This is a genomic window from Streptomyces sp. NPDC060027, from assembly GCF_042737005.1.
In the GTDB taxonomy this organism is placed as follows: Bacteria; Actinomycetota; Actinomycetes; order Streptomycetales; family Streptomycetaceae; genus Streptomyces.
The window spans coordinates 19,001-42,617 of the sequence record NZ_JBHWVI010000015.1; the positions used below are offsets into that span (position 1 = coordinate 19,001).

The 23,617-nt window shown below is 72.5% G+C and carries 17 protein-coding genes; 13 read left to right on the forward strand and 4 right to left on the reverse strand.

The window, feature by feature from the left end; genetic code table 11:
* From ACFWBT_RS06155 to ACFWBT_RS06170, 4 genes are read left to right on the forward strand one after another with little or no spacing between them, the layout of a single operon-like run.
* The gene (locus ACFWBT_RS06155; protein WP_385696632.1) at window positions 1-906 is read left to right on the forward strand and encodes a hypothetical protein; all 906 of its coding nucleotides are present in this window, start codon (window positions 1-3) and stop codon (window positions 904-906) included.
* Window positions 903-1,130 carry a Trm112 family protein gene (locus ACFWBT_RS06160; protein WP_385696527.1) on the forward strand — a complete coding sequence of 76 codons (228 nt, stop codon included), beginning with the start codon at window positions 903-905 and terminating at the stop codon, window positions 1,128-1,130. The genes ACFWBT_RS06155 and ACFWBT_RS06160 overlap by 4 nt, the downstream gene beginning before the upstream one ends.
* Entirely contained in the window at window positions 1,127-2,032 is a 906-nt protein-coding gene (locus tag ACFWBT_RS06165; protein WP_385696529.1) for an FkbM family methyltransferase, read from the forward strand. Before ACFWBT_RS06160 ends, ACFWBT_RS06165 begins: the two co-directional genes overlap by 4 nt.
* Complete coding sequence (locus tag ACFWBT_RS06170) at window positions 1,938-2,564, forward strand: hypothetical protein (protein WP_385696531.1); 627 nt, start codon at window positions 1,938-1,940, stop codon at window positions 2,562-2,564. The genes ACFWBT_RS06165 and ACFWBT_RS06170 overlap by 95 nt, the downstream gene beginning before the upstream one ends.
* Window positions 2,565-2,594: 30 nt before the next feature.
* On the opposite strand, the gene ACFWBT_RS06175 is transcribed toward ACFWBT_RS06170, so the two are convergent.
* From ACFWBT_RS06175 to ACFWBT_RS06185, 3 genes are all read right to left on the reverse strand, one after another.
* Window positions 2,595-3,470: a hypothetical protein gene (locus ACFWBT_RS06175; RefSeq protein WP_385696533.1), complete on the reverse strand. Its 876-nt coding sequence runs from the start codon at window positions 3,468-3,470 to the stop codon at window positions 2,595-2,597.
* Window positions 3,471-3,754: 284 nt separating this feature from the next.
* Window positions 3,755-4,396 (reverse strand): toxin-antitoxin system, toxin component family protein, encoded by a 642-nt coding sequence (locus ACFWBT_RS06180; protein WP_385696534.1) that lies wholly within the window; start codon window positions 4,394-4,396, stop codon window positions 3,755-3,757.
* Window positions 4,393-4,758 carry a hypothetical protein gene (locus ACFWBT_RS06185; protein ID WP_385696536.1) on the reverse strand — a complete coding sequence of 122 codons (366 nt, stop codon included), beginning with the start codon at window positions 4,756-4,758 and terminating at the stop codon, window positions 4,393-4,395. The genes ACFWBT_RS06180 and ACFWBT_RS06185 overlap by 4 nt, the downstream gene beginning before the upstream one ends.
* Before the next feature lie 234 nt (window positions 4,759-4,992).
* Between ACFWBT_RS06185 and ACFWBT_RS06190 the strand changes: the two genes are divergently transcribed.
* A complete protein-coding gene (locus ACFWBT_RS06190; protein ID WP_385696538.1) occupies window positions 4,993-6,576 on the forward strand; it encodes an acyl-CoA synthetase in 1,584 nt (527 codons plus the stop codon).
* Window positions 6,569-7,954, forward strand: a complete 1,386-nt coding sequence (locus tag ACFWBT_RS06195; RefSeq protein WP_385696541.1) for a carboxyl transferase domain-containing protein — start codon at window positions 6,569-6,571, stop codon at window positions 7,952-7,954. The genes ACFWBT_RS06190 and ACFWBT_RS06195 overlap by 8 nt, the downstream gene beginning before the upstream one ends.
* 80 nt (window positions 7,955-8,034) lie before the next feature.
* On the opposite strand, the gene ACFWBT_RS06200 is transcribed toward ACFWBT_RS06195, so the two are convergent.
* Window positions 8,035-11,664 carry a S8 family serine peptidase gene (locus ACFWBT_RS06200; RefSeq protein WP_385696544.1) on the reverse strand — a complete coding sequence of 1,210 codons (3,630 nt, stop codon included), beginning with the start codon at window positions 11,662-11,664 and terminating at the stop codon, window positions 8,035-8,037.
* A gap of 285 nt (window positions 11,665-11,949) precedes the next feature.
* Here ACFWBT_RS06200 and ACFWBT_RS06205 point away from each other — a divergent pair, with 285 nt between their 5' ends.
* The 7 genes from ACFWBT_RS06205 (at window position 11,950) to fxsT (ending at window position 23,596) form a co-directional block, all read left to right on the forward strand.
* The gene (locus ACFWBT_RS06205) at window positions 11,950-12,423 is read left to right on the forward strand and encodes a hypothetical protein (protein WP_385696545.1); all 474 of its coding nucleotides are present in this window, start codon (window positions 11,950-11,952) and stop codon (window positions 12,421-12,423) included.
* A gap of 175 nt (window positions 12,424-12,598) precedes the next feature.
* A complete protein-coding gene (locus tag ACFWBT_RS06210) occupies window positions 12,599-13,636 on the forward strand; it encodes a rod shape-determining protein (protein ID WP_351538969.1) in 1,038 nt (345 codons plus the stop codon).
* A gap of 24 nt (window positions 13,637-13,660) precedes the next feature.
* Window positions 13,661-15,310 carry a GAF domain-containing protein gene (locus ACFWBT_RS06215; RefSeq protein WP_385696548.1) on the forward strand — a complete coding sequence of 550 codons (1,650 nt, stop codon included), beginning with the start codon at window positions 13,661-13,663 and terminating at the stop codon, window positions 15,308-15,310.
* A gap of 204 nt (window positions 15,311-15,514) precedes the next feature.
* A complete protein-coding gene (locus ACFWBT_RS06220; protein WP_385696551.1) occupies window positions 15,515-15,676 on the forward strand; it encodes a hypothetical protein in 162 nt (53 codons plus the stop codon).
* 111 nt (window positions 15,677-15,787) lie between these two features.
* The gene (gene fxsBH / locus ACFWBT_RS06225) at window positions 15,788-18,007 is read left to right on the forward strand and encodes a radical SAM/SPASM protein FxsBH, inactivated beta-hydroxylase extension form (RefSeq protein ID WP_385696553.1); all 2,220 of its coding nucleotides are present in this window, start codon (window positions 15,788-15,790) and stop codon (window positions 18,005-18,007) included.
* A gap of 337 nt (window positions 18,008-18,344) precedes the next feature.
* Window positions 18,345-19,658, forward strand: a complete 1,314-nt coding sequence (locus tag ACFWBT_RS06230) for a TIR-like protein FxsC (protein WP_385696556.1) — start codon at window positions 18,345-18,347, stop codon at window positions 19,656-19,658.
* Entirely contained in the window at window positions 19,655-23,596 is a 3,942-nt protein-coding gene (gene fxsT, locus ACFWBT_RS06235) for an FxSxx-COOH system tetratricopeptide repeat protein (protein ID WP_385696559.1), read from the forward strand. Before ACFWBT_RS06230 ends, fxsT begins: the two co-directional genes overlap by 4 nt.
* Window positions 23,597-23,617 lie beyond the last annotated feature (21 nt).

Sequence of the window (23,617 nt, forward strand, 5' to 3'; positions counted from 1 at the left end):
GTGGCCGCGGCTCTGCTGGCGAACGTCCTGTACAGCACCGGATTCGTCCTGGAGAAACGCGCGTTGGCGGCCCTGCCCGAGGTCGACATCCGCCGTCCCGCCCGGCTGCTGCGCCTGGTCCTCGGCAGCCCGCTGTGGATCGGCGGCTCTCTCGCGCTGGCCTCCGGGTTCGCCGCGCAGCTGGCCGTGTACCGCACCCTGCCGATCGCCGCCGCCCAGGCGATCTTCGTGTCCGGGCTCGTCCTCCTTGTGCTGCTCTCCTCCCGGCTGCTCGGCGAGGAGACGACGGGCCGCGAACGGTACGCGCTGGGCGCGATCCTCCTCGCCCTGCTGATGGTCGTACTGTCCCTGCGCGAGAACTCCGACACGGTCGGCCGGGGCGCCCCGGCACCGCTGGTCCTCACGGTCTGCCTGCCCTCGCTCTCGCTGGGCGTATGGCTGTACGGGGCCGCCGAGCGGCGCTCCCGGCACCGGCACCGCATGCCGACCACCGGCGTCGAGTACGGCGTGGCGGTCGGCCTGCTGTACGGGGTGAGCTCGCTCGCCATCAAGGGGGTGTCGAGCCGTCTGACGACCCATGACCCGGGCGGCGCGGTCGTCGGCCTGCTGCGCTCCCCGTACCCCTATCTCCTGCTCTTCACCGGCGCGTTCGGCCTGGTCATGTCGCAGGCGGCGCTCCAGCGCTGCCGGGCCTCGCTGATCGTGCCGGTCTGCACGACCGTGACCTGTCTGTTCACGGCGGTGCTCGGCACGCTCACGTTCGGCGAGGCGCTGCCGCACGAGCCGGTCCGGCTCGCGCTGCGGCTGGCCGGCACCGTTCTCGCGGTGGCCGTGCTGCTCGCCATGCCCAAGCATGACGAGGCACCTCAATCCCCCGCCGGCGCCAAGGAGTTGACACCCCCATGAATCCCGATGACCCACTGCTGAGGATCCTGGCCTGCCCGCTCGACAAGGGTCCGCTGCATCTGCTTGTCCCGGACGAGGCCCGGTCCTCGGAGGAAGCGCTCTACAACCCGCGTCTGCGCCGCCGTTACCCCGTCGTGGACGGCATCCCGCAGCTGCTGCCGTCCTCCGGGGAACAGGTGACGGAGGACGAACACGAGGAACTCCTCAAACGGATGGCGCCATGACCGGACCAGTGGACGGCCGCGCGTCCCGGACCTTCGCCGCCCGCCTCGCCCCCTTCGTCCCCACCCGCCTGGTCGCGGCGGCGGCCCGGCTCGTCTATCCGCGCTTCGAACCCGAGCTGGCCCGGCTCGGCGACCTGTGCCCGCCCGATTGCGGCACGGCGGTGGACGTGGGCGGCTGGTACGGCCCCTGGACGCGCCGCCTGGCCCCGCGGGCCCGCCGGGTGGTGACCGTGGAGCCGGTGCCGCATCTCGCCCGGCTGCTGTCGTCGGCCACTCCGGACCATGTGCGCGTGATCACGGCCGCCGCCTCCGACCACCGGGGCACCGCCCGGCTGTGGCTGCCCGCGGACGACGCGGGCGACCGGGGTGTGTCCTCGCTCGTCCGCCGGGACATCCACGCCCACGCGCTGGAGGTGCCCTGTCTCACCCTGGACAGTCTGGGCCTGCGCGACGTCGGCTTCATCAAGATCGACGTGGACGGCAACGAGCCGGCGGTGCTGCGCGGCGCCCGGGACCTGCTGGCCCGCGACCGCCCCGCCCTCTTCATCGAGCTGGAGTCCCGTATCCAGCCGGTCGCCCCGGTCGTCGAGCACCTCGCCCGACAGGGGTACACGGGGTGGGTGCTGCCCGGCTCCAGCTGGGTGCCGCTCGCCTCCTTCCCGCTGGAGGAGCACCAGGCGCGGATGTCGTACGTCGTCACGCAGGGCCTGCTGCGCCGGGTGCTGCCGCCGCGCGGTCCCCGCTACGTCAACTCGGTGCTGTTCCTGCCGGACGGCCGCCGTCCGGGCGAGGGCCGGGTGCGCGACGATGGACCGCATGCCGGCCAAACGCCCACCCACCCCCTTCAGCCCGATGGACTTCCAGCTGGTCCTGCTGCGCCGCATGGCCGACCACAACCCTGACCTGGTCGAGGAGGCCCGTCACGAACTGGGCGTGTCCATCGCCGACATGCGCGAGGCGAACCGCCGCTGGCAGGCGATGCTGCACGCCCCGCGCTCCCGGTCCGCCGCCGCCCGCTACCGCTCGGTCCTCGGTGCCCCCGAGTCCGCACAGGAGCGCCGGATCGGCGATCTGAACTGCGAGGCCCTGCGCTGGCCGGTACCCCTGTGGCCCGGTCTGCGGTTCGAGGTCCTTCTCGCCCCGAACGGCGTCGCCTGGAACGAATGGCTGGTACGGGCCCCGGGCGCCCCCGCCCCCGTGCTGGAGACCCTGGAGGACCTGGCCCCCTGGTCCTGCACGGTCGACGAGGCGGCCCGCGCCTTCGCCCCCGCCCGGCCCCTGGAGGGCACGGCCCCGACCCGCTGGGGGCTGGCGTTCACGGCCCCCGACGCGTCGGGGGTCCCGCACGCGTGCGCGGCGGAGTTCACCTGGGGCCTGCTGCAACGCGTGGGCGTCAAGGGGCCCGTCCCGCCGTCCCCCGAGGGGTCCGCCTGAGGGTCCTCCCGGAAGCCCGCCGAAGAGCCCTCAGCGAGCGGCGGCCTCGATGATCCCGTCCACGACGACGGGCAGCGACTCCGGGTGCAGCCACAGGAAGAGGTTCGGCTCGACGAGCTCCAGCTCCATCACCCGGGGCTCGCCGTCGTCGCCGTCCACCAGGTCGACACGGGCGTAGAGCACGCTGTCCGCACCGCCCGGCACGGCCGCCAACGCCTGCTCGGCAACGGCCTGTTCGGCCGCGGTCGGCTTCCAGACCTCCAGGCGCGGGTGGGGTGTCTTGTCCCCGTCGAAGGGAGTGCCGGGCTCCAGTACGGCCCCCTTGCGGCTGGCGTGCAGCAGCCGCCCGCCGAAGAACTGGAGCGCCCGCTCGCCCGCCGCGTCGATGTTCGTGACGTACGGCTGGACCATCGCGGTCAGGCCCTCGGCGTGCATCCGCGCGAGCTGCCCGAGGGCCGTCTCCCGCTCCTTCGGCGTGTACCGGGCCGCGTAACGCGCCCCCGCCCCCGCGGTGGGCTTCACGACGAACTCGTGATCGCCGGGCAGCTCGACGGGGTCCCCCGGCGCGAGATACCGGGTCGGGACGACCGGCACCCCCGCGTCCGCCAGGTCCCCGATGTAGCGCTTGTCCGTGTTCCACCGCACGACCGGCGCCGGATTCAGGAGCCGCGTGAGCGCCCCGCACCGCTCGGCCCACGCCACGAACTCCGCCACCCGCCAGCTGTAGTCCCATGTCGACCGGATCAGCGCCAGGTCGAACCCCGCCCAGTCGACCCCGGGATCGTCCCAGTGCACGATGTCCGCCACCGCCCCGGCGTCCTCCAGGGCTCCCCTCAGCACCGGCAGATCCCGGTCCGCGCCGGGCTCCTCGCCCGGGTCGTACGTGACGAGCGCTATACGGGCCATGACGGCCTCCTTCCTCGTACGACACCCGCGTACGACCACGGACGCACCTCACCGGCACGCCATCCGGGACAATCCCGCCGCAGGCTAACAACCACCCCTGACTGCGGGCGAAGCCACCATCGACGTTCGCCGGAGGGCAGGGTCCGGCATCGGTGACGGAACGAGGGGCTCGGCATGCCGCTCGCCCGGATCGGTGCCGGGTGTGCGCTCCGGAGCCGGGCGCTGCCGCGCGGGAGATCCGCGCGGACCGGGCGCGGGTCGAGGCCGAGACGGTCGCCCGCCGGTCAGTCCTGGGGACCGCGGTAGCCGAGGGAGGTCTCGATGGCGCGGCTGACCGGGTCGACGGGGGTGGTGCCGCCGGGGCCCGCCAGCCAGGAGCGGAAGACGCTCGCCAGGTGCAGGCCGAAAGCCTCGGCCTGTGCCTCGTCCGCCTGACGTGAACCGTTGCGGGCGGCGACGGTGAGGGCCACCTCCTGCCGGAAGGCCGCTCGCGCTCCGGAATCGCGCAGATCGGAACGGTCCGAGAGGGCGGCGCGCGCGACGGCCGCCGCGCCGTCCACGTGGTGGTCGCGGTGCCCTTCCCTCATGTGCCACAACTCGTGCCCGAGGATGACGAGTTGCTGCACCGTCTCGGCGCGCTCCTCGACGATGACGAGGTCGAAGTCCTGGAACTCCATCCACAGGCCGGTGACTTCGATCTCGTCGGGGAAGCGCTCGAAGCGGAGCTGGACGGGACGGCCGCCCCGACGCCGGCTCATCTCGTCACAGAGGGCCTGCGCCAACTCCCGCACGTCGACAGGCGTATCGATCCTTCGCCGGAGCAGCCGGCCGAGCTCCACCGCGAGGGCACGCATCTCGGAGCGGGTGCCGCGCGGGCGCAGCGACGCCAGGAGCCTTTCGACGGCGCCGGCCGGCCACGTCGTCATCGCTCCGCCTCCTCGCCGTCCGGCAGGCCCGCACGCGGGCCGACGAGAATCTCCCGCTCGCCCGGGGTGAGCCGCGTGCCGCGCGGGGCGGCCTCCCGGCGCACCTCGGCGGGCCGCCTGCCGCTCCTCGCGAGGGACCTCTCGTACGGCGCCCGCACGCGCCCCCGGACATCGCCGCCGACCCGGTCGTCGCACGCTGTCCCGTCGCCCGCGCGCGGTACCCGGAGCGGTTCCTCCGGCAGGACCGCCCGACAGGACAGGCCGCGGGGGTCGAGGACGTCGCCCCGGTCCGGACCCTGCTCGGCGATCCGCGCGTCGAGGCGTTCGAGGGTCTCACGAAGGGGCGGCGGGGACTCACTCACCAAAGGGCTCCCGGCAGTTGACTCATCAAGTTGTCGCGCGTCGCCGACATTACGTGGCCGGGTCCGTCCACGCCACGGTTCCGATCGATCGCTCCCGCTTTCGGAACGATCCTTACGACGTCTGCGCTCCCCCTCCACGTCCTCGGCGCGGACGGGCGGCCGACCCCCCTCCTCGGAAGCCTCATCGTGTAGGAAGGGCCTGTCCCGGTGAAGTCCTCTCGGCAAGGAGTCCCCGTGTTCTCCCTCTTCCCGGCCCTGGTGGGCGGTTCGGTCGCGGACCGGTCCGCCCTGCGCTTCGGTGATCGGTCCCTGACGTACGCGGAGCTGGCCGCCTCGGCGGGAGCGCTGGCCGCACGGCTCGACGGTGCCGGGAGGGTCGCCGTATGGGCGACACCGACCCTGGAGACGGCCGTCGGTGTCGTCGCCGCGCTGCTCGCCGGGGTGCCCGCCGTGCCGCTGAACCCGAAGTCGGGGGAGGCGGAACTCGGCCACATTCTCGGCGACAGCGCGCCGTCCCTGGTGCTCGCCGCTCCGGGTGACGTGCTGCCTTCCCCGGTGGGGGCGTTGGACCGCCTCGATGTCGAGGTGTCCGGCACGAAGGCGGGCGCCGTGACCGGCGGACCGGTCCCCGCCGAGGGCGCCGGGGCCGCGGGGGCCGTCACGTCCTCGGGAGCCGCCGCGTCCTCCGGGTCCGCCGAATCCCCCGGGTCCGCGGGCGGGGTCACCGACCCCGGCGCCCCCGCCCTCGTCGTCTACACCTCCGGCACCACAGGCCCGCCCAAGGGCGCGGTCATCCCGCGCCGGGCGATCGCCTCGACCCTGGACGCGCTGGCCGACGCCTGGCAGTGGACCGGCGACGACGTGCTGGTGCACGGCCTGCCCCTGTTCCATGTGCACGGGCTGATCCTCGGCATCCTCGGCCCGCTGCGGCGCGGCGGGTCCGTCCGGCATCTGGGGCGGTTCAGCGCGGAGGGCGTGGCGCGGGAGCTGAACGACGGGGCGACGATGCTGTTCGGCGTGCCGACGATGTACCACCGGCTCGCCGAGGCGCTCGCCGAGGACCCCGGGCTGGCCAAGGCGCTGGGCCGGGCACGGCTGCTCGTGTCGGGCTCGGCCGCGCTGCCCGTGCACGACCACGAGCGGATCACGGCCGCGACCGGGCGCAGGGTCGTCGAGCGGTACGGCATGACGGAGACCCTGATGAACACGAGCGTCCGGGCGGACGGGGAGGCCCGGCCCGGCACCGTCGGCGTGCCGCTGCCCGGCGTCGGTCTGCGGCTCGTCGAGGAGGACGGGACGACGATCGCCGGGTACGAGGCCGACGGCACCCCGACCGGCGCGTACGACGGGGAGAGCGTCGGCGAGATCCAGGTGCGCGGGCCGAACCTGTTCACCGAGTATCTGAACCGGCCCGACGCCACCGCCGCCGCGTACACCGGGGACGGCTGGTTCCGCACGGGTGACATGGCGGTCCTCGACCCCGACGGCTCGGTCCGGATCGTCGGCCGCAAGGCCACCGACCTGATCAAGAGCGGCGGCTACAAGATCGGCGCCGGCGAGATCGAGAACGCGCTCCTCGAACACCCCGGGGTGCGCGAGGCCGCCGTCGCCGGGGAGCCCGACGCCGACCTCGGTGAGCGCGTCGTCGCCTGGATCGTCCCCGTCGACCCTCAGGCTCCGCCGCCCGTGGACGCGTTGGCCGACCACGTGGCCCGTCGCCTCGCCCCGCACAAACGGCCACGCGCCGTGCGCTTCCTGGACGAGCTGCCCCGCAACGACATGGGCAAGATCCTGAAGCGGGCGCTGCCGCGTGACTGATCGGATCTCGGCCCGTGAGGCCATCGCCCTGATCACCGACAGTTTCGCCGAACTCCCGTATCCGAAGGGAGAGTTCGGGCCCGACGGTCCGCTTTCCTGGCAGGGGTACGACGACGCGCGGGCGTGCGCCGCCGCCCGCACCGGCGAGGAGGAGTCGGTCGTCTGCGGCACCGCGACCTTCGGCACGGCGAGCTTCGGCACGACGATCGACGGAAGGCCTCCGCTCGGCCCGGTCACCGCCGTCCTCGTCGCCTTCGAGTTCGGTTTCCTCGGCGGTTCCCTCGGCGAGCGCACCGGCGACCGCCTGGAGGTGGCGTACGAGCACGCCCGGACGCACCGGCTGCCCGTCGTCTCGCTCGTCGCCACCGGCGGCAGCCGGATGCAGGAGGGCATGCTCGCCCTGACCCAGCTCCAGCGGGTGGCCCGGCAGTCGGCGCTCACCCGGGAGGCGGGGCTCGCCCAGATCGCCGTCCTGCGGGATCCGACGACGGGCGGCGGCTGGGCCACCCTCGGCGCGGGCGCCGATGTGACCCTGGCGCTGCCCGGCGCACAGGTCGCCTTCGCCGGCTCCCGGGTCCGTCCGCCCGACGCGGACCCTGCCGCGTACACGGCCGAGGCACAGGTGGCGGCGGGTTCGGTCGACGCCCTCGTACCGAGGGACGGGCTGCGCGAGACGCTCGCTCTGTGGCTGGATCTGCTCACCCAGCCCTCCGCCGGGGCCGCGCCGGTCCCGCCCGCGCTGGGCGCGACCGACCCGCCCGCGACCGGCTGGGACGCGGTGCAGCGCGCGCGTGCACCTGAACGCCCGCGCGCGGACGCCTACTTGGACGCCTACTTCACCCGTCGGGTGGCGATCGGCGGGGACCGCTCGGGCGGCACCGACGACGGCGTGCTGTGCGGCTTCGGCCGCGCGCACGACGGGCGGACCATCGCCTTCGCCGCCCAGCGCGGGACCCCGACCCGTCCCGCCGGATACCGCACCGCCGCCCGGCTGGTCCGGCTGGCCGGCCGGCTCGGCATCCCGGTCCTGACGCTGGTGGACACCCCGGGTGCCGCGAACGACGCGGACGCCGAGCGGTTGGGGGCCGGTGCCGCGATCGCGGATCTGTTCGCGGCGGTCGCCACCGCCCGTACGCCGGTCACCACGCTGGTGATCGGCGAGGGCGGCTCGGGCGGCGCGCTGGCCCTGGCCGCGCCCGGCAACACCTGGGCCACGCCGGACAGTTATTTCTCCGTCATCGCTCCGGAGTCGGCGGCCGCGATCCTCAAGCGGCCTCCCGACGAGGTCCGGGCGACCGCCGACCAGCTCAGGCTCCGGCCGCAGGACCTGGTGGAGCTGGGCGTGATCCGGGGCATCACGGAGCGACCCGGCGGATGAACGGACGGCGGCCGCCGGCTCCCCCCTCCCAAGGGGAACCGACGGCCGCCCGCTCCAGGGACCGTCTTCCCGACGGCCGGTTACCGCACCCCCACCGCCCGGACGGTCTCCTGGCTGACGGTGCCGCCCTGGTCGTCCCGGGCCGAGGCCCGCAGCGACACGAACTCGGCGCCGTGCGGCACACTCAGCGTGCCCTTCCAGCGCGCATTGCCGCCGGTGAGCGGGACGGCCTTCCAGGTCTTCCCGTCGTCGTAGGACACCTCCAGCCTTCCGCCGCCGATGGTTCCGGTGTCCGGCGCGCCCGCCACGTACTCGGCGTAGAGGCTCACCGGGACCTTGCCGCCGCGCACGTCGCCCGTGAGGTCGGTGTCGATGTCGTAGCCGAGGTTGAGGAGCGGGAGGAAGGTGTAGTGGTCCTCCGGGGTGGCCGCCGAGCGGACGGTCCACTCGGTGTGTCCCCGCGTGGAGAGCTTCCAGCGTTCCGGGTCCAGCGTCGTGTCCGTGACGACCTTGTACGTGTGCTCGTCGGCGGGCGCGTCCCAGACGTATCCGGCGGAGCTCTTCCCCTCGTCGACCAGCACACCGTCCTGGTACACCTCGGTGAACTGGGTCATCCCGGTGTCGTCGCTCCACACGTCGCCGAAGCCGGTGTGGTCGGGTCCGGAGTCGCCCCAGCCGGGCGTGTTGAACTGGATCTGGTTGCCCGCGCGCTGCTGACCCCAGCCGAGTCCGGTGCCGAGCCAGGGGTGCCAGACGGGCTTGAACCAGTCGAGGGTGTCGTGGGTGCCGCCCCGGTAGGGGACCAGGCCGCTGCGCTCCTCCAGCGCGCCGTCCCCGACGTACACGGACTCCGTCCAGGTCTGTCCGGTGCCGGTGGAGACGTAGTCGGTCCGCTCGGCCGGGTAGTCGACGCGTTCCTGGAAGCCGAGTCCGATGGGGAAGGGGTCGGCGATCGAGTAGCGGAACTCGCTGCCCGGGACGGGCTTCACGGCGTGGAACCTGGTGTCCAGCACGGCCAGTTCACGGCGGCCGGGCTCATAGGTCAGGCTCCGGTTCGGGACGGCGTCCGCGAAGCCCTGCGAAAGGTCGTACACGTAGGGCGTGTTGCGCGTCCCGGTCATGTCGACGGTCCGGGCCGCGCGCAGCCGTGCCGCGTCCGCCGTGTCGACGGTGGCGATCTGCAGCGGCCGGTTCTCGTTGTCGTCCGTGCCGAACCAGGCGTTGAGGCGTCCCGCCGTGTCGTCGGTGACGAACAGGGCCTTGACGCCGGCGTCCTGGGCCGCCTGGGCGAGCGCGGCCGGCTCGACACCGTCGGCGAGCCGGGCGAGGACGGCCTTGCCGCGCACTCCGGTGAACGGTCCGTCCCCGACGTCGACCAGCGGCAGCCTGCTGCGGCCCTCGATCAGGGTGCCGCCCGGCTGGGCGAGCGCCTCGTCGACGCCCCGCACGTCGACGAGCGGCTTCCCGAGCCGCCACACGGTCCGGTAGTCGAAGCTGCCCTCGGTGACCTTCCGGGTCGGCGCGGCGAAGACGCTGTCGTACTTGACGGGCACCTGGACCGCGCCGAACAGGTCGGAGCCGCCCGCGTTCCGGTCGTACTCCATGATCAGCTGCCGGGTCTCGGTGCGCCGGTCGACCTTCGCGCTGATCTCCCGCAGCGTCCGCCCGTCCAGGGTGACCTCGCGGTCCTGGTCGAGGGTGATCTGGGGTGCGGCGAGGAAGCCGAGGCCGAGCGAGTCGGCGCCGTGGCCGCCGCGCACGTCGAGGAAGGACGTCAGGCTGTACGTGCCGGGCCTGAGCCGCAGCTCCAGGGTGCCGGAGTCGCCGACGTGGGCGGGGTAGGGGTCGACGCCCTGCGCGAGCTGCTGCACGGCGAGGTCGGCGGCGGTCGGGTCGCCGTCCCGGTCCTTGACGCGGACGGTGAGCGTGTACCGCTCCTCCTCCTTGACCAGGCCGAACGCGGTGTGCGCGACCGGCCTGCCGTCGACCGAGGCCACGATCCGCCCGGAGGTGTTGCCCACCGGCGCCTTCGAGCCGTCACCGGTGACCGTGGTGGACGCGCTGCCGCGCGCGGGCACCGTGAGTTTGGTGTCGGCGAGGGTGGCGACACCCTCGCCGGCCCCCTCCGCGGCGAGCGTCAACTCCACCGCCTCGTCGGAGGAGTTGGTGTAGGTGACCGTCCGGGTGACCGGCGCGTCGTCCTCGTACGGCCAGCCGTAGAAGCCGAGGTCGGCGCTGCCCGTGGCGGTGACCTTCGCCGCGATCGCGTCCGGAACGCTCACCCGTCCGGAGCCCAACTGGTAGACAGGGGCGTCGAGTTGCTTCGACGTCGACATCAGCGCGTCCTTGAGCTGCGCGCCGGTCCAGTCGGGGTGCTCCTCGGCGAGCAGCGCGGCCACGCCCGCGACGTGCGGGGTCGCCATCGACGTACCGCTCATGGAGGTGTAGGAGCCGCTGCCGTCCACGAGCTGCGAGCGGGCGGCGAGGATGTCGACGCCGGGGGCGGAGAGGTCGGGCTTGAGCGCGTTGTCGCCGTAGCGCGGTCCGGCGCTGGTGAAGTACGCGGCCTCGTCGGCGGAGTCCACGGCGCCGATGGTCAGGGCGGAGTCGGCGGCACCGGGCGAGCCGATGGACGAGGGGGCGCCGGTGTTGCCCGCCGCGATGACGAAGAGGGCGCCGGTCTCCTTCGAGAGGGTGTCGACGGCCGCGGCCATGGGGTCGGTGCCGTCGCTGGCCTCGGTCGAGCCGAGGCTCATGGAGATCACCTTGGCGTGCACGTCGCGCGCGGCCCACTCCATGCCGGCGATGATCTGCGACTCGCTGCCCGAACCCTGGTCGCTGAGCACCTTGCCGACGGCGAGCGTGGCCTCGGGCGCGACGCCCTTCTCCGCGCCGTCGGAGGCGGCGCCGCTGCCGCCCACCGTGGAGGTGACGTGCGTGCCGTGCCCGTTGCGGTCGGCGACCTCCTGTCCTTCGATGAAGCTCTTGGTCCGCGCGACCCGGCCGGCCAGGTCGGGGTGGCCGGTGTCGACGCCCGTGTCGAGAACGGCGACGGTCACGCCCTTGCCGGTGAGCCCGGCCTCCCAGGCCTTCGGTGTGCCGATCTGCGCGTTGCTCTCGGCCATGTCGGCCTTGACGCGCCCGTCGAGCCAGACCTTGCCGATCCCCTCCTGACGGGTCACCGCCCGCCAGAAGGTCCGGCCCTTGTCCGCGGCGACCGCGGCGCCCCGGATGCTGGGCAGTGAGCGCGTCCGCTCGGCCCCGCCGGGGGTCGTCGCCCGTGCCTTCGGGTCGTACGTCACGATCAACGGCAGCTCGTCCGTCTTCTGGTCGGTGAGCCCCTGCCGTATCAGCTCGCTGACGTCGAACAGCCGCCGGTCGAGGGTGCCCGCCCGCAGATACGGCAGTGCCTCGTCCGGTACGACGGTGACGGCGCCGTCGGCCACCTGCGTGCGCACGGCTCCGGTGGCTCCCCGGGGGCGCACGACGGAGACCGTCCTCTTGCCGCCGCCGACGTCGGTGACGGTCACCTTGTCGCCGGTCACGAGGGTGACGGTCCGGGCCGCGGCGGTGGTGCGCGCCGGCACCGGGGTGCCGGGGTCCCCGGTGCCCCCGGTGCCGAGCGCGCCCGCCCGCCCCGTGGGCAGCAGGGCGAGCACGAGCCCGGCCGACAGCAGTGCCGCCGGACGTCTCACTGGTCCTCTGGTCATTCGTGCCCTCTCTTCATCGGCCGTGCCCGCGCCGGGCAGGGGTGGCGCCCGGGGCCTGCGAAGAGTGTCGGGGGGCTTGTGTTGCGGGGGTGTTGACGGGACCTGGCGGAAAGGCGCCCTGGCGGCTTCCCGCCAGGACAGGCGGGTACGAGCCGCAGAAACCGGGACAGTCCCAAGTGCCGTCCGGAACAATGTCGGTGCTCGGGAGTCACGGACAACGGGGGCGCGCCATGGACGGTTTGGTGGAGTTCGACCAACGGAGCCGGGTCCGGTGAACTCAACGCGGTGCCCAGCGAGTTCATGGTCCTGCTGTCCGATGTCCTCCATCCGCTGACCTCCTCGGATCCGCAGGCCAAGCGGCGCGGTATGGATCTCTTCTTCACGCCGTCCTTCGCCCGGGTCCTGGAAGCCGCCGAGGCCGCCGAGGCCGCCCGCCACCGGTACCGGGTACTGGGACCGGCACGGATCACCCGGGGCGACCGAACCGTCCGCACGCTCGCACCCCGGCAGCAGGCCCTGCTGTGCATGCTGCTCCTGCGCCGCGGCCGGCCGGTGACGCACTTCGACCTGACCGACCACCTCCTCAAGGAGGCGGGGCGCATCACCCGGCGTCATCCGCTGCGCCGCGCGGGTGCGGCCCAGCGAGCGGTGCACGAGGGGCTGCGCCGCTGGCCGGTGCCGGGGCTGTCGGTGGCCTGCTCGGTACGGCTGCGAGAGAGCGCGCCACCTCCCGGGTCACCGCCGTCGGCCCCCGGTTGACGGGTCCGCACCACGGGCGGCGCCTCGGCCGGCGCCCGAGCGCCGCGGAACCACCCGTCCGGCGGCACCCCGCCCGGCCCTCCAAAAGGGGCGCCCGCCGCCCCACGCGCGCAGGATGCCAGAGAGGACCGCCGCCCGGCGGAGCCCATGGTCTGCGCTCTCGGGAGGACCTGCCATGACCGCCAGTCTGGAGCAGCTGCGCCGCTGTCACTTCGCCGTCGACCTGGGCGCCGCGAGGACCCGGGTGTATGTGAGGGGCGCGGGCCTGGTCGTCGACCAGCCGAGTGTCGCCGCGATCAACACGAGGACGGGCGCGCTGATCGCGGTCGGGGAGTTCGCGGAGAAGATGACGGGCCGTACGCCCGACTACATCCGGGTGGTGCGTCCGGTGTCCGGCGGCACGGTCGTCGACATCGACATGGCGCAGCGGATGCTGCGTCATCTGCTCGGTGACAAGGTCCGCCGCACCCTGCGCCGCAAGCCCCGGCTGCGGGCCGCGGCCTGCACTCCGCACGACGCGGACCCGCTGGCGCAGCGCGCCGCGATCGAGACCCTGGTCGGGCTGGGCGCGCGCCGGGTCGAACTCGTCGACACACTGATCGCCGCCGCGGTCGGCTGCGGACTGCCCGTCGAGCGGCCCGAGGCAACCATGATCATGGTGTGCGGGGCCGCCGCGACCCAGCTCGCCGTGCTGTCGCTGGGCTCGATCGTCACCGCCGAGCGCATCCCGGTCGGCGGCGAGGCCGTCGACCACGCGATCGTGCAGCACCTGCGCCACCAGCACGAGCTGATGCTGCCGAGTCAGGCCGTACGGCCGCTGCAGCTCGCCCTCTCCGGGAACGGGCTCACCCCGCACGGCCCGGCCCTGACCGAGATCCACGGGCGGGACGTGGCTACCGGCCTGGCCCGGTCCGTGCAGGTCGACACCGCCGCCGTACGCATGGCGATCGAGACGCCGCTGACGGCCGTGCTCGACGGCATCGGCAAGGTGCTGCGCTCCTGCCCGCCCGATCTGGTGGCCGACCTCGCCGACCGCGGGATCATGATGGTCGGCGGCAGCGCGCTGCTCCCCGGGCTCGACCAGATGCTGCGGCAGGCGACCGGTATGCCCGTCCACATCGCCGAGCGGCCCGACGTCTGTGCCGTCCAGGGCCTCGGCTACATGCTGGAGGGCAAGATCGCGCCGCTGATCCTGGACCCGCTGGCGCGCTGACGCCCCGGCGTCCGGGAGCCTCGCGTGACCGACCCCGTGCCGGGATTCCCGCTTCTCCTCGAAGCGGTCCTCAGCGTCGGCACCGAACTAGAGCTGCGGGCCACGCTCCAGCGGATCGTGGACGCGGCGGCCGAGCTGACGGGGGCCCGGTACGCGGCGCTGGGGATGGCGGACCCGGGCCGGGACGGGCTGGTTCGGATCCGTACGGCGGAACCGCGCCCGGCGGAGACCGGACCCGAGCACCGGCCCCGTGATCCTCACCCGACGGAGCCGGCGTTCGGTCCCGGCACCGGTTCCTCGGCCGGCCCGCTCGATGCCGGGACCGGGTCCTCCCCCGGCCCCGAGTCCCCCCGGTCCCCCGCGCCGGACACCTGCCTCGACGTCCCTATCCGGGTCGACGACGAGGTGTTCGGGAACCTCTACCTCGCGAACAAGTCCTCGGGCACCTTCACCGGTGAGGACGAACAGCTGGTGCGTCTGCTCGCCACCCAGGCCGGTATCGCGATCGCCAACGCCCGTCTGTACGAGACGGCCCGGCAGCGGGAGCGCTGGATCGAGGGCGCCGCCGCCGTCACCACAGCCCTGCTCAGCGGTGGGACCGCCGACGACGCGCTGCTGACGGTCGCCGAACGCGCCAGGATTCTCGCGGGTGCCGCGGCGGGCGTCGTCCTCCTGCCCACGGAGGAGGGCGGCATGGAGATCGTGGCCGCCTCCACCCACGAGGACCCCGAGGGCATCGTGGGCACCACCATCGCACCCGGCAGCCCCGTGCTCGATCAACTCCTCGGCGGGGAGCCGGTCTTCATCGACGACTCGGCGACCGATCCGCGGATGACGACGCCCGTACGGTCCCGGTTCGGGCCGAGCATGATGCTGCCCCTGCAGACCGAGGGCCGCCTCATCGGCACGCTGGCCCTTCCGCGCGGACGCGGCGACCGCCCGTACACACCGGTCGAGCTCCGGCTGGCCACCCAGTTCGCCTCACAGGCCGCGCTCGCCCTGGTCCTCGCCGACGCCCGGCACGACCGTGAGCGCCTCGCGGTGTACGAGGACCGGGACCGCATCGCCCGCGACCTGCACGACCTGGTCGTACAGCGCCTGTTCGCGACCGGCATGATGCTGGAGTCCACGCTGCGCAGGAGCCGGACGGAGGGGACCGGTGACGGCGCCGGTACGGGGGACGGGCGCGGCCGGGACTCCGACGGCGAGCGCTCCGGTGACGAGCGGACCGGTGACAAGGACTCCGGTGAGGAGGACGTGCGCGCCGCGCTCGGCCAGGCGGTGGACGAACTCCGGTCCACCGTGCAAGAGGTCCGGACGGCCATCTTCGCGTTGCAGCAGCCGCCCGCCGACGCTCCGACCACCTTCCGCGGCAAGGTGCTGCGCGAGACCGCGGGCGCGGGTGCCCTGCTCGGTTTTCAGCCGTCCACCCGGTTCACCGGCGCCGTGGAGAACCGGGTCCCGGAGTCCGTCGGCGCGCAACTCGTCGCCGCCCTGCGCCGTGCGCTGGCCGCCGCCTCGCGCCGTGCCGGGGTGTCCCGGATCGAGGTCTCCGTCGACGCCACGGTGACCCTGCCGGACGGCCGGCCCGGCGTCCGTCTCACCGTCCGGGACGACGCCCCCGTGGACGGCGGTGACACCGGCACGACGCTCACCTGGCAGTCACCGTTGTGAGCGCCTTGCACCTGTCGAACTGACGTTCCGTATTCACTCGGGCAGAGCAGCGCGCCGACTTCCCGCTTCCCGCATTGACCTGCGCCGCACACCGCAGAATTCCGGCGGATTCGGCCGATCCCTCAGGCCAATATTGTTGATCTCCTGTAGGGTCCGCCTAAGAAGGCTAAAAACACCCCCGTCTCAGAGTCGAAAGTCCCTAACATGACACCTCCGGTGACGCCGATGCCGCACAACTCAGCCGCTCCTGAGTCCCTGGGCAGGCAGCACACTCCCCTGTCGGCTGTCACCCCGTCCACGGGACGCATGACCGGCATCCTCGACAGGCGTCCGGTCAAGCCGATCACCTTCGACTCGGCACTTTAGGGGCCTCCGACCCCACCATGGGCGCATCCGGCGGCACCTGACCGCCGGCTGCGCCCACGCTTGCATGCCGGAGGCGTCAACCGCCTTGACGGATAGCGGAGTTAACGGTTCATGCCGCCGCGCCCTGGCGCTACCCTTCACCGAGTGAAGCTGCAGCAACTCGTCCTCAAGATCCATAGCAGATGCGATCTCGCCTGCGACCACTGCTATGTGTACGAGCATGCCGATCAGAGCTGGAAAGGGCGACCGACCGTCATTTCCGAGGAAACGGTCGGAAGGGTCGCGCACAGATTAGCGGCATATGCAGAAGCACATGAACTCCCCTCCGTTTCTGTGATCCTTCACGGCGGCGAACCACTCCTCGTGGGCCCTTCCCGGATGAGAAACATCTGTGCGGAACTCACACGCGTTATCGCCCCCGTCACCAAGCTCGACCTTCGCATTCACACCAATGGCGTCCAGCTGAACACCCGCCATCTGAATGTATTCAAAGAATTCGCCGTCAAAGTCAGTGTCTCGCTCGACGGCGACCGTACCGCCAACGACCGTCACCGACTCGACCGCCGACGGCGCAGCAGTTACGAGCGGGCGGTGAGGGGCATCGACCTGCTGCGTTCGGAGGAGTACAAACACCTCTACAGCGGCCTGTTGTGCACCGTGGACGTGGCCAACGACCCGATCGACGTGCACGAGGCCCTGCTGGCACTTCAGCCGCCCAGGATCGACTACCTGCTTCCGCACTCCACCTGGGACAGCCCTCCGCGCAGACCCGCGGACGCCCCGACCGCGTATGCCGACTGGCTTCTGAAGATCTTCGACCACTGGGACCGGCAGGGACGCCCCGTGCCGGTGCGGACCTTCGACTCGGTCCTCAGCACGCTGCGGGGCGGCCCGAGTCTGACGGAGGCCATGGGACTCGCGCCCAGCGATCTCGCGGTGGTCGAGACGGACGGCAGTTTCGAGCAGGCCGACTCGCTCAAGACGGCCTACGACGGCGCTCCCGCGACGGGTTACGACGTCTTCCGTCACAGCTTCGAGGAGTTCGCGCTCCACCCCGGCGTGCGCGCTCGCCAGTCGGGTCTGGCGGGCCTGAGCGACGCCTGCCGCTCGTGCCCGGTCGTGGAGTCGTGCGGCGGTGGTCTCTACGCGCACCGGTACAGCGGCGAGGGCGCCTTCGACAACCCGTCCGTCTTCTGCCAGGACCTGCGCGTGCTGGTCGACGGTGTGGCGGAGCGGATCACCGACCGCGGGTTCTCTCCGGTCGTGGGCAGCATGGACGAGCTCGTGTGGCACCAAGGCGAGTTGAACAGGAACCTGCTCGCCGTCGTCGCCGACCGGCGCAGGGCGGAACCGGACTGGGGCGGCCTGTGGAGGGCCTTTCTCGACCTGGACGGCGCCCCTGGTGTCGCCCCGCACGTCGACGAGGCACTCGCGCACCCCTATACGCGCACCGCACTGAGGGACGCGCTCGATCACCCGGCCTCCGCCGCGCCGCTCGCCGCGACGGCAGTCGCCGTCGCCGTCAACGCCCACGCCGACCTCGAACTCGGCTGGCACCAGCCCACCGCCGAACTCCACCTGCCCACCCTGGGCACCCTCACCCTCCGTGCCCCGGGGCCCGTCACCGTCTCGGTGAAGGCCGGTGAGCTGCGGGTGCGCACCCATCGGGGCGACGAGTACACCCCCGGCGAGGCGTCCACCGGCTGGCGGCGCCTGCGCACCGTCTCCGTCGCGGGCGGCACCCGGCTGCTCCTCGACGACGCGGACCCCCTCCGCGACTGCTACCCCGTGCCCGTCGCCCCACCGCTGGGCGCCGACGAACTCGACATGTTCGCCAAACGCCTGGGCATCGCCTACGAGTTGATGGAGGAGAACGGCCGGGGCCGGCAGGCCGGCGTCAACGCGCCGCGGCTGACCACCATCACCCCGCTCGCGGCCGGAACGGGCGTGCGGCTCGGCGCGCACGGGCTCGGCGCGCTCGGTCTGGCCGTCGACTTCGAGCCGGAGGACCTCGTACGGGAACTGCCGCGCGCCGGACGCCTCGCGCGGCTTGCCGCGCTGCGCGAGACGGCCGACCTGAACGTGCCGGGCAACCGGGCCGGCCGGCTGCTCGACGAGGCGAGCCGCGAGCTGGGCGACGCCGACTACTGGGCGGGCGAGGCGGACCGGCGTGCCGCCGCGCTGGAACGGGCGGGCCGTTCCCTGGACCAGCTCGCAGCCCGCCCCGAAGACGAACTCACCGATACGGGAAGGGCGTTGGCGGCGGAGCTGCGCGGCGAGCTGGCGAGCGCGCGCCTCTCCTCGGCCGACCCGGCCGGCCGGGTCGGGTGATGGGGCGACGGGCGTGACCGCCCGGTGCGTACGGACCACGCCGGGCGTCGTACGCGACGGGCCTGCGCCCACCGGCCGCGGCCCGCGCCCGTCGGCGGGCTCCCGGGGGCGGTCGGGGCGCACCGCCGCGTGATCTCGTGACGGAACGGGAAATGGCGGGGTGACCGGTGCGGCTCCACGGGGCGCGGGCTGCCGTCGATCCGGTCGGTGTCCAGATGTCTGGATATCGCCAGGGTTTGACGTGAAAGAGGCGACCCGTGCGGGCCCTCGGTCGGGAAGATTGTTGGTTCCGGCCAGGTGAACATCCCGTAGGGGCTCATCCACAGCAGGGGGGCGCGTGGACATACCTGAACGGGCATCGGACAACCGGCCTTATTTTTTTCTGAGTTACGCCCACACACCGGCCTGGGGGCTGGGCGGCGGCGATCCGGACCACTGGGTGCAGGTCCTCTTCACCGATCTGTGCGACCACATCATGGCCCTGACCGATCTGCCGGCCGGCATACCCGCCGGGTTCATGGACCGGGAGATGCGCTCGGGGGACGGCTGGCCGGAGAAACTCAGCGAAAATCTCGCCACCTGCCGGGTGTTCGTACCGCTGTTCTCACCGCGCTACTTCACCAGTGAGAGTTGCGGCCGGGAATGGTTCGCCTTCAACGAACGTATTCTGCGGGCCCGGGCGACCGGGACCGGTGCGGTGCAGGCGATCGTCCCGGCACTGTGGACGCATATCGACTACGCCCAACTCCCCGATTCCGTACGGCATATCCATGTGGACCACGCCCAGTTCGGCGACCGGTACGCGGCCAACGGGATCTACGGTCTGATCAAGCTCAACCGGCTGCGCGACGAGTACGAGGAGACGGTTCTCGGGCTGGCGCAGCGGATCGTGCAGATCGCGCAGGAGTCTCCGCTGCCCTCCAGCAGGCCACGGCCCTACGAGCGCACGCCGAGCGCGTTCAAGCCGCGGGGAGAGGGGCCCCGGCGCATCCATCTGACGGTGGCGGCGCCCACCCGGCACACCATCCCGGAGCATCGTGACGTCCGCCCGTACGGCGAGGACGCGCAGGACTGGAATCCGTACCACTCGGAGTCGACCCGTTCGCTGCCCTCCCTGGCCGAGGAGCTGATCCGATCTCTGGACTACCGGATCACGGTGTCCTCCTTCGACGACGAGGCCACCGACGACGACCTGGAATCGGACGACGCGGAGAAGGCGGGGCCCAGCCACCCGGGGATTCTGCTCATCGACCGGTGGGCGCTCACCGACGAGGAACGGGCGCGCAGACTGAAGGCGTTCGACGCCGGTGCCCGCCCCTGGGTCAGCGCGATCGTCCCCTGGAACCGGGCGGACATCCAGTGCCACGGCGAGGAAGGCCGCAAGCTGGCGGCGGACCTCGAACGGACGCTGCCGGTGATCCTGGACCGGGGGCGGCGTGCCGACTGCCGCTCCGCCGTCAACGGCGTACCCACCCTGAAGGCCTTCACCGACGTGCTCCCTGTCGTCGTCGCGCACGCGACCCGGCAGTACCTCAAGCACGCCGAGGCGCATCCGCCCGCGGGTCCGCCGATCCGCCGGCCCCGTCTGATGGGCCCCACCCACCCGCCGCTGCCCGAAGGCGGATCCGACCACGGAGGAGAAGAAGCATGACGGCCGTGCAGGACGGACGGATCATCACCTTCTACTCGTACAAGGGGGGCACGGGCCGCACCATGGCCCTGGCCAACACGGCCTGGATCCTCGCGGCCAACGGCAAACGCGTCCTCGCCGTGGACTGGGACCTGGAGGCCCCCGGCCTGCACCGCTTCTTCCATCCCTTCCTCAATCCCAACGCGCTCGCGGCCACCACCGGTGTCATCGACCTCATCAACGAGTACGCGTGGGCGGCGACCACCGGAACCCAGCGCTCCGGCCAGTGGCACCGGGACTACGCGCGCGTCGAGCAGCACGCCATCTCGCTGACGCCCGAGCGGCTCGGACTGCGGTTCCAGGAGGGTGGCTCCCTCGACTTCCTCTCCGCCGGGCGCCAGGACCGCTCGTACTCGGCGAGCGTGTCGTCCTTCGAATGGGACAACTTCTACGAACGCCTCGGCGGCGGCCTCTTCCTCGACGCGCTGCGCGACGACATGAAGGCGTCCTACGACTACGTCCTGATCGACAGCCGCACCGGGCTGTCCGACAACGCCGACATCTGCACCGTGCAGATGCCCGATGTGCTGGTGGACTGCTTCACGCTCAGCGACCAGTCCCTCGACGGCGCGGCGGCCGTGGCCCGCAGCGTCGAGGACGGCTACCGCACACGCAAGATCCGGGTCCTGCCGGTGCCGATGCGGATCGACGAGGGCGAGAAGGAGAAGGTGGACGCCGGCCGGGCGCTGGCCCGGCTGAAGTTCGACGGGCTGCCCAAGGGGCTCGGCGGGGAGGAGCTGGCGGGCGAGGAGCTGACCGCCTACTGGGGCGCCGTCGAGATCCCGTACCGCCCGTACTACGCCTACGAGGAGACCCTCGCCACCGTGGGCGACGAGAGCGGGATCGCCAACTCCCTGCTGTCCGCCTTCGAGCGGCTCACCGCGGTGATCTCGGACGGCGAGATCACCGTCCTGCCTCCGGTGCCGGAGCCGGTGCGGCTGCGCTGCCGAGACGCGTTCCTGAGGCGGCGGCCGATGACGACCGCGGCCGACGTGGTGATCGCGTACACCGCGGAGAACCGCGTCTGGGCCGACTGGATCGAGTCGCTCCTCAAGCGGGCCGGCTGCGACGTCACCCCGCACGACATCGCGAGCGGCCCGGTGGAGCATCCCGACCCGGCGACCCGCACCCTCGTGCTGCTGTCGAAGGCGTTCCGCAAGTCGCGGCACGCCGAGCCCGTCTGGCGCGCCCTGGCCGAGGCGGACGGCGAGGCCGCGCACGGCACGATCGTCCCGGTGCGGGTCGACGAGGTCCATCTGCCGCAGTACTACCTCGACCGCAACCCGGTCGATCTGCACCGGCTCGACGAGACGCAGTGCGTCAGCTCCCTGCTGGGCGCCCTCGAGCTGCCGGGCCGGCCCGTCGAGGGCAGCGCGTCCGGACCCCGCTTCCCCGGCAGCACCCCGGCGATCTGGAGCGCGCCCCAGCGCAACAGCATGTTCACCGGGCGCGATGTCATCCTCGACCACGTCCGCGACCAGCTCGGCAGCGGCATCTCGGTCGTCCTGCCGCAGCCGCAGGCACTGTACGGACTGGGGGGCGTCGGCAAGACCCAGGTGGCGCTGGAGTACGTGCACCGGTTCATGGCCGACTACGACCTGGTGTGGTGGATCTCCGCCGAGGACCCCGACAACGTCGTCTCCTCGCTCGCCGAACTCGCCGCCCGCATCGGGGCGTCCAGCGCCGAGGACATCAACCTGGCCAGCCAGGAAGCCGTGCGGATGCTGGCCCGCGGGGCGCCGACCAAGCGCTGGATCCTGGTCTTCGACAACGCCGACGACCCGGCGCAGCTCAAACGCTTCTTCCCGGACGGCGGCGGCGGGCACATCCTGGTCACCTCCCGCAACCAGGCCTGGGCGCAGCAGGGCGCCTCGCTGCCCATCGACGTGTTCCTGCGCGAGGAGAGCGTCGAGCACCTCACCCGGCGGGCCTCGGGGCTGAGCGTCAAGGAGGCGGAGCGGGTGGCGACCGCGGTCGGCGATCTGCCGCTCGCGGTGGAACAGGCGGCGGCCTGGCTCGCGGAGACGGCCACCCCGATCGAGGAGTATCTGCGTCAGCTCGCCGAACAGACCACCGAGGTGCTGGACCTGAACCAGGCCGTCGACTACCCGAAGACGGTGGCCGCGACCTGGAACATCTCCATAGCCCGGCTGCGCGAACGCTCCCCGGCCTCCGTACGGCTGCTGCAGCTGTGCGCGTTCATGGCGGCCGAGCCGATCTCCTCGCACCTGCTCTACAGCAAGGAGATGATCGACGCTCTGCGGCCCTACGATCCCGCCCTCCAGGAGAGTCTGCTGCTCGGCCGGGTGATCCGCGAGATCGGCCGGTTCGCGCTCGCCAAGGTCGACCAGGTCAGCAACAGCATCCAGGTCCACCGGCTGGTGCAGGCCGTGATCCGCTCGCAGCTCAGCGAGGACGAGCAGCGGCAGGCCCGGCACGTGGTGCACACGGTCCTCGCGGGCTGCCGGCCCGACGGCGACGAACCGATCGACGACCCGGAGACCTGGCCGCGCTTCGCGGTCATCTGGCCGCACCTGCCGGCCTCGGCCTCCGACGCCCGCAACTGCACCGAGGCCGGAACCCGCAGGCTGCTCATCGACCGCGTCCGCTATCTGTGGAAGCGCGGTGACTTCCCCGGTGCCCAGGCGTTCGCCGAGGACCTCCTCGACCACTGGAAGCCGATCCTCGGCGAGGACGACGTCCAGTATCTGTACCTGCGGGCCCAGCTCGGCAACGTCCTGCGCTCCCAGGGGCTCTACGTGGAGGCCCGTGAGATCAACACCGAGCTCCTGGAACGCCAGAAGCGGGTCCTCGGGCCCTCGCACCCCCATACGTACGTCACCATGTCCAGCCTGGCCAGCGATCTGGCGGCGCTCGGGGTGTACGAGTCGGCGGTGGAGTTCGCCCGCGAGGCGCACGACGGTTTCAGCCAGATCTTCCACGAGTCGCACCGGCGCACCCTCAGCGCCGCCAACAACCTCGCGCTGGCGCTCCGCATGGTCGGCCGCTACGGCGAGGCCCGCATCCTCGACCAGGAGACCTTCGACCGCCGCGTCGAAGTCCTCGGCCCCGACCACCCGTACACGCTCGCCTCGGCGGCCCGCCTCGGCCGCGATCTGCGCGAGGTCGGCCGGTACGCCGAGTCGGTCTCGCTCCTCTCCCGCGCCTACGACGCCTACAAGCGCATCCTCGGCAAGAACTTCCCGGGCACGCTGAGCTGCGCCAAGTCGCTCGCCGTGTCGCTGCGCCGGGCGGGCCAGTTCGAGGACGCCCGACGGCTCACGACGGCGACCCGCGGCCAGTACCGGATGCAGTACGAGGCACCGACGCCCGACTCGCTCGCCTGCGACCTCAACATGGCCGCCGACCTGTTCGCCGCGGACGAGCGGGAGGCCGCGCGCGAGGTCGCCCGTGAGGCCCTGGCGGAGTACATGAAGGTGCCGGGCGAGGCCCATCCGTACACCCAGGCCGCGCTCAACAACCTGGGGATCTTCCACTGGGGGTGCGGCGACACCGAGGAGGCGGAGAAGGTGTTCCGCAAGGTGCTGCGCCGGATGGGCGACGTCCTCGGGGAGAAGCACCCCCACACCCTGTTCACCGGCATCAACTACGCCAACGTCCTCGCCGACCAGGGCCGTCTCACCGAGGCCCGCGAGCTGGAGGACAACGCCGTCCAGACCCTCCGCGGGGTGCTCGGGCCCCACCATCCGGAAACCCTCGCCATAGTGGCGAACACCGGACTGACCCTGGCCGCGCTGGGCCGCAAGGACGAGGCCCGCCGCATGCGCGCCGAGGCCCTCGCGGAGCTGCGCTCCTTGCTCGGCGACGAGAACGGGATGACCCGGGTCGCGGCGGACGACCGCCGCATCTACCGGGACCTGGAACCGCTGGCGGTGTGAGGACACCCGCCTCCCGGGCGC

Excerpts from the sequence above, each read along its gene's own strand:
- ACFWBT_RS06170 (WP_385696531.1), top strand. The coding sequence starts at position 1,938 with ATGGACCGCATGCCGGCCAAACGCCCACCCACCCCCTTCAGCCCGATG.
- ACFWBT_RS06160 (WP_385696527.1), top strand. The coding sequence starts at position 903 with ATGAATCCCGATGACCCACTGCTGAGGATCCTGGCCTGCCCGCTCGAC.
- ACFWBT_RS06200 (WP_385696544.1), bottom strand. The coding sequence starts at position 11,664 with ATGACCAGAGGACCAGTGAGACGTCCGGCGGCACTGCTGTCGGCCGGG.
- ACFWBT_RS06180 (WP_385696534.1), bottom strand. The coding sequence starts at position 4,396 with ATGACGACGTGGCCGGCCGGCGCCGTCGAAAGGCTCCTGGCGTCGCTG.
- ACFWBT_RS06220 (WP_385696551.1), top strand. The coding sequence starts at position 15,515 with ATGACACCTCCGGTGACGCCGATGCCGCACAACTCAGCCGCTCCTGAG.
- ACFWBT_RS06165 (WP_385696529.1), top strand. The coding sequence starts at position 1,127 with ATGACCGGACCAGTGGACGGCCGCGCGTCCCGGACCTTCGCCGCCCGC.
- ACFWBT_RS06175 (WP_385696533.1), bottom strand. The coding sequence starts at position 3,470 with ATGGCCCGTATAGCGCTCGTCACGTACGACCCGGGCGAGGAGCCCGGC.
- fxsBH (WP_385696553.1), top strand. The coding sequence starts at position 15,788 with ATGCCGCCGCGCCCTGGCGCTACCCTTCACCGAGTGAAGCTGCAGCAA.
- fxsT (WP_385696559.1), top strand. The coding sequence starts at position 19,655 with ATGACGGCCGTGCAGGACGGACGGATCATCACCTTCTACTCGTACAAG.
- ACFWBT_RS06210 (WP_351538969.1), top strand. The coding sequence starts at position 12,599 with ATGACCGCCAGTCTGGAGCAGCTGCGCCGCTGTCACTTCGCCGTCGAC.